We start from the raw sequence: 15,415 nt of genomic DNA, 5'->3' as shown, positions 1-15,415 counted from the left end.
ATAATTCCAGAAAAGCTGGAATCCGGCGCTGCGCGCACGTATGGTGGGTCGTGCGCGGCCCGACAGCCCGGACCGCACAGCTGTCACAGCCGTACACAATTCTCCGCATCGAGAGGAACACCGTGTCCGAGGATCAGACCACCTCCCCCCAGGAACAGACGAGCGGCAGCGGGGGCTGCCCCGTCGCCCACGGGTCGCTGCGCCCGCCGGTCGCCGGTGGCGGCAACCGCGACTGGTGGCCCGACGAGGTCAACCTGAAGGTGCTCGCGAACAACCCCGCCGAGGGTGACCCGCTGGGTGCCGACTTCGACTACGCCGCCGAGGTCGCGACCCTGGACGTGGACGCGGTGCGCGCCGACGTCGTGGCCGTCATGCGGGACTCGCAGGACTGGTGGCCCGCGGACTTCGGCCACTACGGCCCGCTGTTCATCCGCATGGCCTGGCACTCGGCCGGCACCTACCGCACCACCGACGGCCGCGGCGGTGGCGGCGCGGGCCTGCAGCGCTTCGCTCCGCTCAACAGCTGGCCCGACAACGTCTCGCTGGACAAGGCCCGCCGCCTGCTGTGGCCGGTGAAGCAGAAGTACGGCCGCAAGCTGTCGTGGGCCGACCTGATCGTCTTCGCGGGCAACGTCGCCCTGGAGGACATGGGCTTCACCACCGAGGGCTTCGCCTTCGGCCGCGCGGACGTCGCCGAGCCCGAGGACGTCTACTGGGGCCCCGAGCACACCTGGCTCGGCTCCGACGGGCGGTTCTCCGGCAAGCGCGAGCTCGACCAGCCGCTCGGCGCCACCCACATGGGCCTGATCTACGTCAACCCCGAGGGCCCCGAGGGCGTGCCGGACTTCCTGGCCGCCGCGGACGACATCCGCGAGACCTTCGGCCGCATGGCGATGAACGACGAGGAGACCGCAGCGCTCATCGTCGGCGGCCACACCTTCGGCAAGACGCACGGTGCGGGTCCCGTCGAGAACGGCCCCGAGCCGGAGGCCTCCCCCATCGAGCAGCAGGGCCTGGGCTGGAAGGGTGGCAACGGCACCGGCGTCGGCGCGGACGCGGTCACCAGCGGCCTCGAGGTCATCTGGACGCACACGCCGACCAAGTGGGACAACAGCTTCCTCGAGATCCTCTACGGCAACGAGTGGGAGCTCTTCCAGAGCCCCGCGGGCGCGAGCCAGTGGCGCCCGAAGGACGGCGGCTGGGCGAACTCTGTTCCCGAGGCCTTCGGTACGGGCAAGACCCACCCGTCGATGCTGACCACCGACCTCTCGATGCGCTTCGACCCGATCTACGGCGCGATCACCAAGCGGTGGCTCGACAACCCGCAGGAGCTCGCCGACGCCTTCGCCAAGGCCTGGTTCAAGCTGCTCCACCGCGACATGGGCCCCACCTCGCGCTACGTGGGCCCGCTCGTCCCCAAGACCGAGCACCTCTGGCAGGACCCGATCCCCGCGGCCGAGGGCACGCCGATCGACGCGGCCGACGCCGACGCCATCACGGCGCGGATCCTGGCCACCGGCCTCACCACGGCGCAGCTCGTGAAGACCGCGTGGGCGGCGTTCTCCTCGTTCCGCCGCACCGACAAGCGCGGCGGCGCCAACGGCGGCCGCCTGCGCCTGCAGCCGCAGGTGGGCTGGGAGGTCAACGAGCCCGACGAGCTCGCGCAGGTGATCCGGACGCTCGAGGGCGTGGTCGAGGCGTTCAACGCCGAGTCGGGCAAGAAGGTCTCCTTCGCCGACGTCGTGGTGCTCGCCGGCAACGCGGGCGTGGCACAGGCCGCGAAGGCCGCGGGCGTCGACGTGACGATCCCGTTCACCCCGGGCCGCACCGACGCGACCCAGGCGGACACCGACGTCGAGTCCTTCGCGGTGCTCGAGCCGCGGTTCGACGCCTTCCGCAACTACGTCGCCAAGGGCGCGCCTATGCCGGCCGAGTACCTCCTGGTGGAGAAGGCGAACCTGCTGGGCCTCACCGCGCCGGAGATGACCGTGCTCATCGGTGGCCTCCGCGTGCTGGGCAACAACTACGGCGGCTCGGAGGCCGGTGTCTTCACCGACCGCGTCGGCACGCTGAGCAACGACTGGTTCGTGAACCTGCTCGACATGTCGACCAAGTGGGCGCCGTCGTCCGACGACGACTCCACCTACGTGGGCACCGATCGCGCCACCGGCGAGAAGAAGTGGACGGCCACCCGCGCCGACCTCGTCTTCGGCTCGAACTCCATCCTCCGCGGCATCGCCGAGGTGTACGGCGCCTCCGACGCCGGCGAGAAGTTCGTGCAGGATTTCGTCGCCGCGTGGACGAAGCTCGCGAACGCAGACCGGTTCGATGTGAAGGCCTGATCCTCTTCCTCCGGCCGGCACCGCGCCCCGCACACTCTTTCCGGTGTGCGGGGCGCGCTCGTATCCGCGCCGTATTTGAGTTATCAGTGATTAACCCTGAGTGCGATACGCGCCGGTCGCAGGCGTACGCTCACTCGCATGCCGTACTTCGACCGGGTCTCCGCCACGACCTTCCGCCCCACCGAGCACGTCTCCGGCGGCTGGAACACCGCGGAACAGCACATCGCCCCGCCGATGGCGCTCCTCGCACACGCCGTCGAACAGGACCGGGACGCCCGCCGCGACGACGGTCTGCGGGTCGCACGGCTGTCGTACGACATCCTCGGCACCCTGCCCATGGACACCGTCGAGGTCGACGTGCGCGTGGTGCGCCCGGGCCGGACCATCGAGCTCGTCGAGGCCGTCCTGAGCCACGGCGGCCGGGCGGGCCTGATCCTGCGCGCCTGGCTGCTCGATCGCCGCGACACCTCCGCGATCGCCGGGAGCGAGCTCGATCCGATCCCGTCCGCGGAGCGGATGCCGGCGTACGATCCGAGCGCCGTCTGGCCCGGCGGCTACATCGCCTCGGTCCGCGCGCGCCGCGAGGAGAATCGTCCCGGTCGTGCCGCGTACTGGGTGGAGACGGACGTCGACCTGCTCGATGAGCCCAGCGGCTCCGTCGCCCGGGCCGCCCGATTCTTCGACATCGCGAACGGGATGACGCCGCGCTTCTCCCCCGAGGACGTCGCCTACCCCAACCTCGATCTGACGGCGCACCTGTTCCGCGATCCCGTCGGCGGCGCGGTCGGCTTCGACACGCGCGTCTCGACGGGGCCCGATGGCGCAGGTCTGACGCATTCGGTCATTCACGACATCGACGGCCCGTGCGGCACAGTGGATCAGATCCAAACCGTGCGTCCACGCTGAAAACAACTCGATAGTGTGGTTACATTCCGAGCGTTCAATTCACCCTGTCGAAGGGAGCTCAGATGAATACTCGGATCACACGGACGCTCGGTGCAGTAGCCGCCGCCGCAATCCTCACCACCGGTCTCTCCGCCTGTGACAAGGCGAAGGATGCGGCGGACTCCGCCACCTCCGCAGCGGGCAGCGCCGGTGCGGCCGCGACCTCGGCAGCGGGCAACGCCGCCGGGCAGGCCACCTCGGCCGCGGGTTCCGCGGCGAGCAACGCGGCCGGCGCGGGCCACGGCTCCGAGGCCAAGCCCGCGGTGCCGTCGACCACGCTGCGAAGCGCGGGCGGGACCGAGGTCACCATCACCGACGCACCGATCCTCGCGGAGTACGCCAAGTACGGCTACGACAAGGGCCACCTCGGCGCCCCGCTCGGCCCTGTCGCGCCGCTCCCCGACCACAAGGGCAAGTTCCTCACCCTCAAGGGCGGCACGATCTACTGGTCGGAGGCCACCGGAGCGCACGTCGTGCACGGCGTGATCGGCGACAAGTGGGGCGAAATCGGCCACGAGACCGGCAAGCTCGGCTACCCGACGAGCGACGAGACCGCCGAGGGCGGGGGCGCGATCAAGCAGACCTTCCAGCACGGCACGATCACCTTCGCCGACGGCAAGGCCACGGTCTCCTAGTCCGCACCGACGGTCACGACGCCGTCCCGATGAACACCGTTCGTGCGGCCAGCACGAAGACATCGGGGCGGCGTCGCACGTCGTGCGGGCTCGCGGGGTCCGTGAGGCGGCGCAGGACCTCGGCATCGTCCGGGTCGAGCCGGTCGGCCATACGCAGGTAGCGGCCCAGCGTGGACGCGACCGCGGCCCGCGCGGCATCGTCGAGCGGCGCCGGCCGATCGACCAGGTAGGTCCGGGCCCGAACGTCCCGCAGGCCCGCCGCACGCAGCATCGACGACCAATCCTCCGGGATGTCGACGGTGCCGTCCAGCGCGGCGCGCATCTCACCGAATCCCTGTGACAACAGAGCGTCGAGACGCTCGGCGAACCCGGGGCGGCCGATCCCGATGTCGCGCGGGAGGAACCGTGAGGGCAGTCCGCCCTCGGCCACCGCGAGCACGCCGCCGGGATGCAGGCGGTCGGCCAGTGCCGCGATCGCGGCGGACTGGTCGCCGAGATGGTGCACCGTCTGCGCCGTCCAGATGACATCGGCCGTGGGCAGCTCGCCCAAGCCCGACGGCAGGTCCGCCCGCAGCGCTTCGACGGTGCGCCCCGACGCCGCCGCGCGCTCCCGTGCCCGGTCCAGCAGGTACGGCGAACCGTCGACGGCGATCACCCTGGCCGCCGGGAACCGGTCCGCGATCGCCGCGGTATGAACGCCGGGGCCGGCCCCGACGTCGACGATCGTCCCGGGCGCCGGGATGCGCGCCGCGATGTCCTCGAGCGCCTGCGCGACGTAGGGCAGCAGCGTCGTTCCCTCCGCCTCGAGCTCGGCCGCGAGGGCCGCCCAATCCGGGTGGGAGTGCTGATGTGCGTGCCCGTGCGTGTGATCGGTCATGCGTCCACGGTGTACCGGCCACGGGCGCCGTGGCAATTCCTCGTGCCGTTCCGGCAATTCTCAGGCCCGGCGGACGCGCACCCCGGGAGGCAGCACCGCGCGCGCTCGCGGCAGTTCCTCCGGTTCGACGCCGCGGAGGACGACGGTGACCGGCGCCTCGGTGAGCAGCTCCACCCGCTCGTCCGGGAAGCCGGCGGCCGCGAGAGCGGCCCGCACACGGCCGGGCACGATCCACCCGCCCGGCACCGCGACGCGATCCGGGTCCACCGCGCGCGCGGGGATCGGTGGGAGCGGCTCGTCGGGAGCGGCCAGGGCCGCGGCCAGCGCGCCGGCCACCGCCTGCACGTGCGCCGCGGCCCCCGCCGCGTCGTACAGGTCGGGGTGGAAGACCCCGTCGACGACGAACTCCCCCTCCCCCACGGGATGCACCGAGAACAAGCAGTCGCTGACCGGCCCCCAGGCGGCGACGTCGAGCGTCCACCCGGGCACCCCGACGTCCGGGAGGATGTTGACGATCGGACCGAACAACCTCCCCGCACGCCATGCCGCCGGGACGGCGGTCGCGAGCTGCTCCGGCCGCTCGCCCGTCGCGATACGTTCGGCCGCGGCGCCGAGCCACCGGTACAGATCGGCCGCGAGTGCGGCGGGCGTCGCGTCGGCGGGCACGTCGAGCCGGGTGGGGACGGCGGCCATCCATTGGACCGGCGTGGCCCGCTCCAGGTCGGTGCGGCGCAGGTTCGCGATCACGCCGACGCTCGCGGTCTCCGTCCCGAGGTGCCGGGCGGTGTAGGCGGCCACCACCGCGGCGGCCTCGCCCGGCCACGAGCGGCGATGAACCGCCGTCGGCGCGGAGAACGTCACCCGGTGCTGGAGCGGATGATCCGCGGGAGGCGCCGGGCGGACGGTGAACGCGATCTCGTGCCCCGGCGCCCCGAGATCCTCGGTCGCGGCGGACCAGAACAGCGGGTCCGGCGGCCGCAGCGACGGCGCGGCGGCGGCGAGGGCGGCGAGATCTCCGCAGCGCGCGTACGGCAGCGGCGCGCCGGCGGCTTCGGCGTCGAGGCGCTCGACGATCCGCCGGAACAGACGGGTCACGGCGAAGCCGTCGAGGACGGCGTGATGGGCGAGCACACGCACGCAGTGGTCGGTGCCGAGGGTCACGACGGCCACCCGCACGAGCGGGCCCCCGTCGAGTAGGAGGGTGCCCTCCCCGCGCCACGCCCGGTACGCGTCCCCGCTGGCGAAGTCCTCGACGGTGACGGGAGCACGGTCCGCCGGAACGAACCGGACCCCGTCGCCGATGATCGCCCCCACCCCCGCGGCCTCGACCTCGGCCAGCGCCTGCGTCGCCGCACGCACGATCGCCGCGGTGTCGATGGGCTGTGCAGTGCGCCAGGACGCGTCGATCACGAGCGCGCGGGCGCCGGCGTGCTGCGCGGCGAGCTGCAGCATCGCGACCTGCGACGGAAGTGGCTGCACGTCGCTCACCCTACGCGCGCCGCCGCCGGGGACTGCGGCGGTTGTCAGCCCATCCGGGCGGTGTCCTATATTCGAGCGACGGAACGACATCGGAAATCCGAGGAGCACATGACCACGAGCGGTGCACCGGCCGGCAGCGGCCGCCGTATGCGCACCCACTCGTGGACCCTCGCACTCTTCGATTTCCTCATCGTCGCGGCCTTCGTCGCGGCGACCAGCGCCACGACGGACTCCGTCTGGATCCTCGCGCTGCAGGCCGTGGCGGGCGGCGCACTGACGGTCAGCGTCTTCTACCTGTTCGGGCTATACCGCACCCGGATCACGCTGAGCGCGCTCGACTCCGCGCCCCAGCTGGCGATCGCCGGCTGGCTCATCGCCCCGATCGGCGTGATCACCGTGTGGTCCGACGACCACTCCCGCCTCGTCCAGGCCGCGGCCTGCTGGGGCCTGCTGTTCGCGCTGCGCGTGGCCTACTACGCCGCGGTCCGCCGCCACCGGGCCCGCCACCCCGAACGCGGCGCACGGACGCTGGTCATCGGCGGCGGCAAGGTCGCGGGCGAACTCGTGAGCTCGATGTTCGAGTTCCCCGAGTACGGGCTCCGGCCGGTACTGGTGATGGACGACGATCCGCTCGACGCGACCGCCTTCCCGGTGGAGGTCATCCCTCGCCACCGGGACCTCGCGGGCCTGATCCGCGCGCGATCGATCGACACCGTGATCGTGGCCTTCTCCAGGGATCGCGACTCGACCCTGGTCGAGCCGCTGCGCGACTGCGACACCCTCGACTGCGAGATCTACGTGGTGCCCCGGCTGTACGAGTTCGTGCACCAGGACCGCGACATGGACCGGATCCACACGACGCCGCTGGTCCTCGTGCGGCGGCTGGCCCTGCGCACCAGCCATTGGCGGGTCAAGCGCGTCACCTCCCTCGCCACGTCGCTCGCCGGGCTCGTCCTGCTCTCCCCGCTGCTGCTCCTCGTGGCGATCGCCATCAAGGTCCAGGAACCGCACGCCCCCGTCCTGTTCCGGCAAACCCGCGTCGGCCAGGAGGGCCGCCTGTTCTCCCTCTACAAGTTCCGGACCATGCGCCCCGTGCCCGATGAGGAGTCCGACCGCGACTGGACCGACGAGTCCCTGCGGACAACGCGGCTCGGGCGGTTCCTGCGACGCCACTCCATCGACGAGCTGCCGCAGCTGTGGAACGTTGTACGCGGCGACATGTCCGTCGTGGGCCCACGGCCCGAACGACCGCACTTCGCGAGCCGCTTCGGGGCCGAGATCCCGGCGTACCAGTCTCGGCACCGCGTCATGGTCGGGCTCACCGGGTGGGCGGCGATCCACGGGCTGCGCGGCGACACCGACATCCGCGACCGGGCCTCGTACGACAACTACTACATCGAGAACTGGAGCCTCTGGCTGGACACGAAGATCCTGCTGATCTCCGTCGGCACGGTGCTCTTCGGACGCGGTGGGCGCTAGTTACCGCCCGCCACCTCCGCCAACACGACCGCGGCGGCGCACCGGTCCGTGTGGGTCAGTGAGACCTCGGCCCCGGCCCAGCCCTGTTCGCGGGCGCGGGCGGCGAGGCCCCCGTGCAGCGCCAGGCGCGGGCCGTGGGGCGTGCTGAGCACCTCGATCTCGCGGGGCGGGGTCGGAACATCGGGCCCGAGGCGCAGCGCCTTGAGCGCAGCCTCCTTCGCGGCCCACCGCGCGGCGAGGCGACGGGGATCGCCCGCACAGTCCGCGCGCTCGCGCGCCGTGAACACCCGCTCGGTGAAGCGCGCGCCGAACCGCGCGATCGAGTCCTCGATGTCGGCGATCTCCGTGGCGTCGATGCCCACCCGGTTCACCGCACCGCCTCCTCGACCACGGCGCGCATCCGCCGCTCGAAGGCCGGCACGGAGAAGCTCTCCGCGTGCGTCCGGAGCGCGACCGGATCGAAGTCCCCTGGCCGCAGCGCGCGCATCGCGGCGGCGAGCGCCTCGACGAAGGGCTCGTCGTCGAGGTCGGGCACGAGCACACCGGACAGCCCGGGAACGACGGTGTCGAGCGCCCCACCCGCGGCGCGGGCCAGGACGGGCGTGCCCGCGGCCATGGCCTCGACGGGGACGATGCCGAAATCCTCCTCGCCCGGCATGACGGTGGCGATCGCCTCGCGCTGCAACCGCACCATCGCGGCGTCGGAGACGCGCCCCAGGAAGGTCGTCCCGGCGCCGGCGATCCGGCGCAGCGCCTCGCCGTGCCGTCCGTCGCCCGCCACGACGAGCCGCACGCCCGCGCGGTGCGCGGCGCGGACGGCGAGATCGAGACGCCGGTAGGGCACGAGGCGGCCCGCGACGAGGAAGTAGTCGCCGGGTGCGGCACCGTCGGGCGTGAACCGCGCGACGTCGACGGGCGGCGCGATCACCCGCGCCGGTACGCCCCACCAGCGCTCGATCCGGTCCGCGACGGCCGTCGAGTTGGCGATCACGACGTCGAGGTGCGGGACCGCCGCGGTCTCGACGGCCCGCGCCTGCGCGGCGAGCGCGCCGAGTGCGAGGCGCCCCGCCACGCCGAAGGCCTCGCCCGACCGCAGTTCCGGCATCCAGGCCCAGCGCGCGGGCGAGTGCACGTAGGCGATCACCGGCGCTGCGCCGGCCCACGCCCGCGCCGCGGAGACCGCCATCGCATGGTGGCTGATCACGACGGCGTCCGCGCCGGGGTCGGGGCGGTGCCGTCGCCACGCCGCGGGGGCGAGCGGGATCAGCGGCGCGTGCGAACGCCGGCCGAGCGCGCGGTGCAGGGCATCGAGCCCGGTCACCGCGATCCGGTCCCGGAGGTCGTCGGGTACCGCGCGCGGATCGGCGAAGGCCACGTGCAGGCGACTGCCCGCCCAGCTGTCGACGAGTGCCCGCGCGACGTTCTCGGAACCGCCCTGTTCGGTCCACCGCTCGTGGACCACCGCGATGCGCGCCATCGGGTCAGCCGACGAGGGCGCGGACCGTCGCCGCGATGGAATCCAACGTGTTGAATGTGTTCTTGGTCATTGCCGAGTCTGGGAACTCGATCATGAATCTGTCTTCGATGGCGAGCATCACATTCACCGCCGCGTGAGAAGTCAACCCCAACGCATACAGATCGTCACCACCTGCAATTTCGGCGATCGGCCTGGTCACACGGCCGTGCGTCGCCACGATCGAGCGGATCTCCTCGTCCATCACGCCTCCCCACCTGCACCGCGCACTGTCTCTGCGCGGCCCGGACTCGGTTTTGCATTCACGATGTCCGGCGCGCCGCCGTACACCCTATCCTGGTATCGTGTTGCGGTGACAACGGTTCAAGCCACGGAGAAGAGACCGATGACGCAGGCCGCAGCAGCACGTGCGATCGACTTTACTGACCTGCACGAGCGCCAGGAGGAGTTCCGCGCGTCGCTCTTCGACGCCGGTCTTCTCATCCCGTCGGGAGTCGACGGCGTGTACGGCCAGGGTGCCGCCTTCGCCGAGCTGACCGCCGCGGTCGACGCACTCATCGGCGCCACGGTGCGCGACGTGCACGGCGGCGCCGCCACGGTGCTGTCCTTCCCGCCGGTCATGCCGCGCGAGTACCTCGATCGCACCGACTACATCGTCTCCTTCCCCCAGCTCGCCGCGGCGGTCTCCACGTACACGGGCGGCGATGCGGAGCACCGCCTGCTCCTGGCGGGCCGCAACGCCGGCCACGACTGGGGCGGACACTTCCACGCCAGTGAGGTGGCGCTGGTCCCGTCGGCCTGCCACAGCGTGTACCCCACGCTCACGGGCCAGCTGCAGCGCGACGGTGCATGGATCGACGTCTCCGGCCACTGCTTCCGCCGCGAGCCGTCCGCGGATCCGGCCCGGATGCAGTCCTTCCGCATGCGCGAGATCGTGCGCGTCGGCTCGGACCGCGCCGCGGTCGCGCACCGGGACACGTGGGTGGCCCGCGCCGCGGACCTGCTGACCGACCTGGGGCTCACCGTCCGGCAGACGCCCGCGACCGACCCGTTCTTCGGTCGCGCCGGCCGGATGCTGGCCGCGAACCAGTCGGCGGAGAACCTCAAGACCGAGCTCCTCGTCCCGCTCTACGGCGAGGACGCCCCGGGGGTCGCCGTCGCCTCCAGCAACTACCACCGGGATCATTTCGGTGTGCACTTCGACATCACCACCGTGGACGGCGCACCGGCGCACAGCGCGTGCCTCGGCTTCGGCATCGAACGGATCGCCCTGGCGCTGCTCGCCACGCACGGCCTCGACCGCGCGACCTGGCCCGGATCCGTCTCCGCCCAGCTGTGACGGACGTCCGCGTCCACCTGACCGGGACCACCTGGCCGGGTAGCTCCCCCGGCGGGCTCCCCCGCTACTTCGCCGACCTGTTCGCGGCGCTGCGGCGGCGTACTGACGTGGCGACCAGCGCGGCGGCCTTCGGCGAACCGGAGGCCGGTGGCACGTCCTGGGGCCCCGACGCGGGCTCCACGCTCACCAGGGTGCGCGCGTCCCGTCGAACACCGCCCGAGGGCACCGACGTCCTCGACCGGCATTTCGCCCTCTTCGGTCCCGCTCCGCGGCGCGCGTCCCTGGTCACCCACTTCCACGGGCCCTGGGCGCAGGAGAGCGCCGCCGCCGGCGAGGGCCGCGCGGCCGTCGCGCTCAAAGCGCTCGTCGAACGTGCCCGCTATTGCGGATCCGACCGCCTCGTCGTGCTCTCCCCCGCGTTCGCGGACGTCCTCGTCGAGCGGTACGGCGCGGACCGGAGCAGGGTCGCGATCATCCCGCCCGGGGTCGACCTGGAGCGCTTCACGGCGAGCCCCGTCCCCGACGGTCCGCCGCGCGTCCTGTGCGTCCGGCGGCTCGAACGACGCATGGGCATCGACGTGCTGCTGTCCGCCTGGCCCGCGGTGCTGGCGCGCCGTCCCGACGCCCGGCTGGACGTGGTGGGCGACGGCGCCGAGCGGGACGCACTGCGGCGACGCGCGACGGATCTGGGCATCACCGATACTGTGACCTTCGTGGGATCCGTCGACGACGCCGAGTTGGCGCGCAGGTACGCCGCTTCGAGCGTCACCGTCGTCCCTTCGCAGGCATGGGAGGGCTTCGGGCTCGTCGCGCTGGAGTCGCTCGCCTCGGGACGCGCGCCGGTGGTCACGGACATCGGAGGGCTGCCCGACGCGGTCCGCGATCTGGCGCCCGACCTGGTGGTTCCCGCGGGCGATGCGGAGGCGCTCGCGCACCGTCTGGCCACGGCTCTGGACGGGGCCCGTCCCGCTCCCGAGGCCTGTCGCGCGCACGCCGGACGCTTCTCCTGGGACGTCGCGGCGGGGCGGCACGCCGCCCTGTACCGGGCGGTCGCCGCGTGAGCGCGCGCCGTCCGGTCTTCCTCGGGCACACCGCGGCGCCGTCGGGTGCCGAACTGGCTTTCGCCCGGCTCGCCGCCGAACTGCGCCGCCGGGGCGTCTCCGCCTCCGTCGTGCTCCTCGCACCCGGCCCCCTGACCGACGTGCTCGAGGCCGCCGAGGTCCCGGTCACCGTCGTCCCCGGCCGTCCCCCGAAGGTGCGACGGGACTCCGGCCCGTGGGCACTGCTGCGCGGGGCCGTCGGCCTCTACCGCGACGGGCGCCGGCTGGCGCCGCTCCTGCTCGCGCACGACGCCGACGTCGTGGTCGCGGAGTCGACGAAGACGCTTCTCGTGGGCGCCGTCGCCGCGCGCCGTACCGGCATTCCCCTGGTCTGGCAGGTGCACGACCGCGTGAGCGCCGAGTACTTCGGCCGCGCCCGGTTCCCCCTGCGCCTGCTCGGCCGGGTGGCCGCCTCCGGCTACCTCGCCAATTCGCGGGGCACGTTGCGCACCATCTCCACGGGTGGCAGCCCGACGGCGGTGTGCCACCCGGGCGTCGACCTGGGAGCGGTCCCGGCCCCCGCGCCGCAGCGCGCCCCGAAGAACGTGAAGATCGCGATGGTCGGGCGGATCACTCCGTGGAAGGGCCAGGATCTTCTGCTGCGCGCGTTGGCGCAGATGGAGGCGACGCCCGAGGTGCAGTTCGTGGGCGGCACCCATTTCGACGGCGACGACCAGTACCTCGCGGACCTCGAGGAGCTCGCGGAGCGGTTGGACATCGCGCACCGCGTCACCTTCACCGGGCACGTCGCCGATCCCCTGGCCGCGACCGCGGACGCCGACGTGGTGGTGCACTACTCGCGGCTCACCGAGCCCTTCGGGCAGGTCGTCGCCGAGGCCATGGCCGCCGGCCGGGTCGTCGTGGCGGCACGGGCGGGCGGGCCCACCGAACTCATCGTCGACGGCGAGAACGGCCTCCTGGTGCCCCCGCGCCGGCCCGACCTCCTGGCCGTGGCCCTCGACGCGGTGATCGCCGACTGGGAGCTGCGCGAACAGCTCAGCGCGGCGGCCCTCCAGCGCGGCCGAGACCTGGACCTGAAGACCTCCGCGGCGATCGCGGACTCCCTGCTGGCCCGGGTGGCGCGGGACGGACGATGAGCCCGGCGCGGCTGCGGGGAGGCGCGGCGGTGGCTCGGGACGTCGCGCTCGTCTCCGCGGGCAGATACGGGCAGTACGCGATCACTCTCGTCACGATCCCCCTCTGTGCGCGGGTCCTCGGCCCCGCCGGGATGGGCCTGCTCGCGGTCGCGATGTCGACGTACTTCCTCGGGGCGCTCTGCACCGACCTCGGCATCACGGCCTTCGTCGCCGCCCGTGCCGAGCAGCCGGGCCTGGCTCGCCTGCGCGGCGACTACGCCGGGCTGCGTGCCGCGGCCCTCGCGGCCTTCACGGCGCTCTTCCTGCTCACCCTGGTGGTGCCGGTGCCGCGCGTGGTCGAACTCGGCGCGGTGGGACTGGTGGTGGGCTCGGTGAGCGCCTGCGGCGACGACTGGGTGCTGCTGGGCTCGGGCCGGTTCGGCGCCGTCGTCGTGCAGCAGACCGCGGGCCGCGTGGTCTACCTCGTGCTGCTCCTCGTCGCGCTGCCGTACGTGCGCACGCCCGAGGCGGCGATGGCCTGCCTCCTCGCCGGGAGCCTGGTCGCGATCGGCTGGTCGTGGGCGCGGACGGTGCGCGAGCACGGGCTTCCCGCGCGCCCGGGGGCGCCGGGCGCCCTCCTGCGGACGGGCGGACCGGTCCTGACGGCGCGCCTGCTGTCGTCGACCTACGGCCCGTCGGCGGCGTCGGTCTTCTCCCCTGCGCTGACACCGCACTCCCTGGGCCTCTTCAGTGCCAGCGATCGGCCCGTGCAGGCCGCGGGTTCGCTGCTCGACGCGGTCGGTGTCAGCCTGCTTCCCCGGCTCGCGCGGCGCGACCGGGACGCCTTCTGGTCGACGGCGCGGCGCGGCATCGTCCTGGTCGGCCTCGGTGCGGCGGGCCTCGCCGCGGCCGCGACGGCCCTCGCGCCGTGGGTCGTGCCGCTGCTCTTCGGCGCCGAGTACGACGGTGCCGTCCCCCTGCTGCAGATCCAGGCCTGGGCGCTGCCCGGCCTCGCGATCGCCTCCTTCGTCGCGACGGCGGTCCTCCCGGTGCTGGGCGATGCGCGGGGCGTGCTCCTGGCCGGGGTCGTCGGTGCCGCGACGATCGGCGTCGCGCTCGCGGCGGCGCTGCGCACCCGGGACCCGCACACCGTGGTGATCGGGATCGTCGCCGCGCAGACCGCCGCCGCGGCCTTCTCCGTGCTGCGCGCCCGCCGTCTGGAGGTCACGGCGGACCCGGCTGCGGGGGGCGCGGCATGAGGATCCTGTTCGCCGGCGACGACTGGTACGGCAGCAACGCGCGCTCGCTCGCCGAGGGCTTCCGGCGCGCCGGGCACGAGGTGGCGGTGGTCGACACGACCGCGGTCACGCTGCCCCGGCGCGGCGGCGCCGCATGGTGGTACGCCAAACGGACGGGCCGGCGCGCTCCCGGCACCGTCGACGCGGTGCACCGGCAGTTGGAAGCGCACCCCGGCGCCGACCTGCTGTTCTGCTACACCGCCGTGCACCTCGACCAGGAACGCCTGCTCACGCTGCCGGCGGGCCGACGTGTGCACTACAGCGCCGACGACGTCGCGAACCCGGTCAACGTCACCCCCGAGTACCTCGCGGCCGAACCCGGCTGGGACGCGATCGTGACGACCAAGGCGCACAACGTGCCCGAGCTGTCCGCCCGCGGCGCGCGGCGGGTGATCTTCGTGCGCAGCGCCTACGACCCCGACTGGCACCGTCCGATCGCGCCCCGGTCGAGCCGGCGGTACGCCGTCGGATTCGTCGGGAACGCCCGGCCGGACCGCACCGCCCTGATCACCGGCCTGGCGCACAGCTGGGGCCGCGACTTCTACCTCGCCGGCCCCGGCTGGCGGCGCCGGCCGGCGCTCCTGCGCAGCCGCGCGACGGTCCGCGGCCCGCAGTACGGCGTGGCGCTCTCCGCGGCGATCGGCGCTGTCGATGCGAACCTGGTGCTGCTCAACTCCGACAACCGCGACACGCACACCTGCCGGACCTTCGAGGTCCCGGCGGCGGGCGGGCTGTTCGTGGGGCCGCGCACCGTCGAACACGCGGAGCTGCTGGCCGACGGCCGGGAGGCCCTCCTCTTCGACGACCCCGCAGAGATCGACGACATCGTCGAGCGGGTGCGGGCCGATCCCGCCGGCGCGCGGAGGATCGCCGCCGCCGGACACGCGAGGATCACCCGTGGCCACCACACCTACGAGGACCGCGCCCGGGAGATCATCGATGCCCTCGACTGACGCTCCCCAGGAACTGCGGACCTACTTCGGCCCCGTCGGCGCGCCCCTGTACGGCGCGCTGCACGTGCCCGGGTCGCGGCGTGTCCGCGGCACCGTACTGCTCGTCCCGCCGCTCGCGAAGGAGCAGTACGACGTGCTGCGCGGGCTGCGCCGCCTCGCCGCGTCGCTCGCCGCGGAGGGGCTCGCCGTGCTCCGCTTCGACTACCGGGGCACGGGCGATTCGTCGGGGCCCTCGGGCGACGCCGACGCGGCCCGGGACTGGATCGCCTCGGTCCGGCACGCCGACGACTACCTGCGCGGACTCGGGCTGGGAGCACCGGCGGTGGTGGCCCTGCGGGTGGGCGCCGCCCTCGCGGGAGCCGCGGGCCTCACGCCGCCCGCCGCGGTGCTGTGGGACCCGATCGGCGGGCGGGCCTTC

At 73.4% G+C, this 15,415-nt stretch carries 15 protein-coding genes; 10 read left to right on the top strand and 5 right to left on the bottom strand.

The features are described from left to right. Positions 1–122 precede the first annotated feature (122 nt). The 3 genes from katG to FK268_RS05285 all read left to right on the top strand — a co-directional run bounded on the left by katG (position 123) and on the right by FK268_RS05285 (position 3,922). Positions 123–2,342, top strand: coding sequence for a catalase/peroxidase HPI (gene katG, locus FK268_RS05295; protein ID WP_146431953.1), 2,220 nt, complete (start codon positions 123–125; stop codon positions 2,340–2,342). A 138-nt stretch (positions 2,343–2,480) separates the two neighbouring features. After that, positions 2,481–3,248: a thioesterase family protein gene (locus tag FK268_RS05290; protein WP_146431951.1), complete on the top strand. Its 768-nt coding sequence runs from the start codon at positions 2,481–2,483 to the stop codon at positions 3,246–3,248. 62 nt (positions 3,249–3,310) lie between these two features. After that, positions 3,311–3,922: an LGFP repeat-containing protein gene (locus FK268_RS05285; protein ID WP_146431949.1), complete on the top strand. Its 612-nt coding sequence runs from the start codon at positions 3,311–3,313 to the stop codon at positions 3,920–3,922. Positions 3,923–3,935: 13 nt separating this feature from the next. On the opposite strand, the gene FK268_RS05280 is transcribed toward FK268_RS05285, so the two are convergent. Together FK268_RS05280 and FK268_RS05275 are read right to left on the bottom strand one after the other, a co-directional pair. Continuing rightward, positions 3,936–4,799 carry a class I SAM-dependent methyltransferase gene (locus tag FK268_RS05280; protein ID WP_146431947.1) on the bottom strand — a complete coding sequence of 288 codons (864 nt, stop codon included), beginning with the start codon at positions 4,797–4,799 and terminating at the stop codon, positions 3,936–3,938. Positions 4,800–4,859: 60 nt separating this feature from the next. Next, positions 4,860–6,278, bottom strand: a complete 1,419-nt coding sequence (locus FK268_RS05275) for a non-ribosomal peptide synthetase domain-containing protein (RefSeq protein WP_146431946.1) — start codon at positions 6,276–6,278, stop codon at positions 4,860–4,862. Positions 6,279–6,386: 108 nt separating this feature from the next. Here FK268_RS05275 and FK268_RS05270 point away from each other — a divergent pair, with 108 nt between their 5' ends. Next, the gene (locus FK268_RS05270) at positions 6,387–7,757 is read left to right on the top strand and encodes a sugar transferase (protein ID WP_231706945.1); all 1,371 of its coding nucleotides are present in this window, start codon (positions 6,387–6,389) and stop codon (positions 7,755–7,757) included. Here the strand turns inward: FK268_RS05270 and FK268_RS05265 are convergent. The 3 genes from FK268_RS05265 to FK268_RS05255 are packed head-to-tail and all read right to left on the bottom strand — an operon-like array spanning position 7,754 to position 9,475. Continuing rightward, the gene (locus FK268_RS05265) at positions 7,754–8,128 is read right to left on the bottom strand and encodes a holo-ACP synthase (protein ID WP_146431944.1); all 375 of its coding nucleotides are present in this window, start codon (positions 8,126–8,128) and stop codon (positions 7,754–7,756) included. The genes FK268_RS05270 and FK268_RS05265 overlap by 4 nt on opposite strands. After that, on the bottom strand, positions 8,125–9,234 hold the full coding sequence (locus FK268_RS05260) for a glycosyltransferase (RefSeq protein WP_146431942.1): 1,110 nt from the start codon (positions 9,232–9,234) through the stop codon (positions 8,125–8,127). Before FK268_RS05260 ends, FK268_RS05265 begins: the two co-directional genes overlap by 4 nt. A gap of 4 nt (positions 9,235–9,238) precedes the next feature. Beyond that, complete coding sequence (locus FK268_RS05255; protein WP_193560258.1) at positions 9,239–9,475, bottom strand: acyl carrier protein; 237 nt, start codon at positions 9,473–9,475, stop codon at positions 9,239–9,241. A gap of 141 nt (positions 9,476–9,616) precedes the next feature. On the opposite strand from FK268_RS05255, the gene FK268_RS24930 reads away from it, so the two are divergent. The 6 genes from FK268_RS24930 to FK268_RS05225 all read left to right on the top strand — a co-directional run. Then, positions 9,617–10,570, top strand: coding sequence for an amino acid--[acyl-carrier-protein] ligase (locus FK268_RS24930; RefSeq protein WP_146431938.1), 954 nt, complete (start codon positions 9,617–9,619; stop codon positions 10,568–10,570). Further along, positions 10,567–11,631: a glycosyltransferase family 4 protein gene (locus FK268_RS05245; protein ID WP_231706944.1), complete on the top strand. Its 1,065-nt coding sequence runs from the start codon at positions 10,567–10,569 to the stop codon at positions 11,629–11,631. Before FK268_RS24930 ends, FK268_RS05245 begins: the two co-directional genes overlap by 4 nt. Then, positions 11,628–12,767, top strand: a complete 1,140-nt coding sequence (locus FK268_RS05240) for a glycosyltransferase (protein WP_158636047.1) — start codon at positions 11,628–11,630, stop codon at positions 12,765–12,767. The genes FK268_RS05245 and FK268_RS05240 overlap by 4 nt, the downstream gene beginning before the upstream one ends. A gap of 29 nt (positions 12,768–12,796) precedes the next feature. After that, on the top strand, positions 12,797–14,005 hold the full coding sequence (locus tag FK268_RS05235) for a lipopolysaccharide biosynthesis protein (protein ID WP_231706943.1): 1,209 nt from the start codon (positions 12,797–12,799) through the stop codon (positions 14,003–14,005). Then, positions 14,002–14,997, top strand: coding sequence for a CgeB family protein (locus tag FK268_RS05230; protein ID WP_146431932.1), 996 nt, complete (start codon positions 14,002–14,004; stop codon positions 14,995–14,997). The genes FK268_RS05235 and FK268_RS05230 overlap by 4 nt, the downstream gene beginning before the upstream one ends. Further along, positions 14,984–15,415, top strand: a 432-nt coding sequence (locus tag FK268_RS05225) for an alpha/beta hydrolase (protein WP_368732149.1), incomplete at its 3' end; no start/stop codon positions are given. The genes FK268_RS05230 and FK268_RS05225, both read left to right, overlap by 14 nt.

It is taken from the genome of Tsukamurella sputi (assembly GCF_007858445.1).
GTDB lineage: Bacteria > Actinomycetota > Actinomycetes > Mycobacteriales > Mycobacteriaceae > Tsukamurella > Tsukamurella sputi.
The sequence above is the reverse complement of the archived record's forward strand: the minus strand, read 5'-3'. Positions and strand labels throughout refer to the sequence as shown.

Coding starts and splice junctions, on each gene's coding strand:
- FK268_RS05270 (WP_231706945.1), top strand. CDS start 6,387: ATGACCACGAGCGGTGCACCGGCCGGCAGCGGCCGCCGTATGCGCACC.
- FK268_RS05230 (WP_146431932.1), top strand. CDS start 14,002: ATGAGGATCCTGTTCGCCGGCGACGACTGGTACGGCAGCAACGCGCGC.
- FK268_RS05280 (WP_146431947.1), bottom strand. CDS start 4,799: ATGACCGATCACACGCACGGGCACGCACATCAGCACTCCCACCCGGAT.
- FK268_RS05260 (WP_146431942.1), bottom strand. CDS start 9,234: ATGGCGCGCATCGCGGTGGTCCACGAGCGGTGGACCGAACAGGGCGGT.
- FK268_RS24930 (WP_146431938.1), top strand. CDS start 9,617: ATGACGCAGGCCGCAGCAGCACGTGCGATCGACTTTACTGACCTGCAC.
- FK268_RS05290 (WP_146431951.1), top strand. CDS start 2,481: ATGCCGTACTTCGACCGGGTCTCCGCCACGACCTTCCGCCCCACCGAG.
- FK268_RS05285 (WP_146431949.1), top strand. CDS start 3,311: ATGAATACTCGGATCACACGGACGCTCGGTGCAGTAGCCGCCGCCGCA.
- FK268_RS05255 (WP_193560258.1), bottom strand. CDS start 9,475: ATGGACGAGGAGATCCGCTCGATCGTGGCGACGCACGGCCGTGTGACC.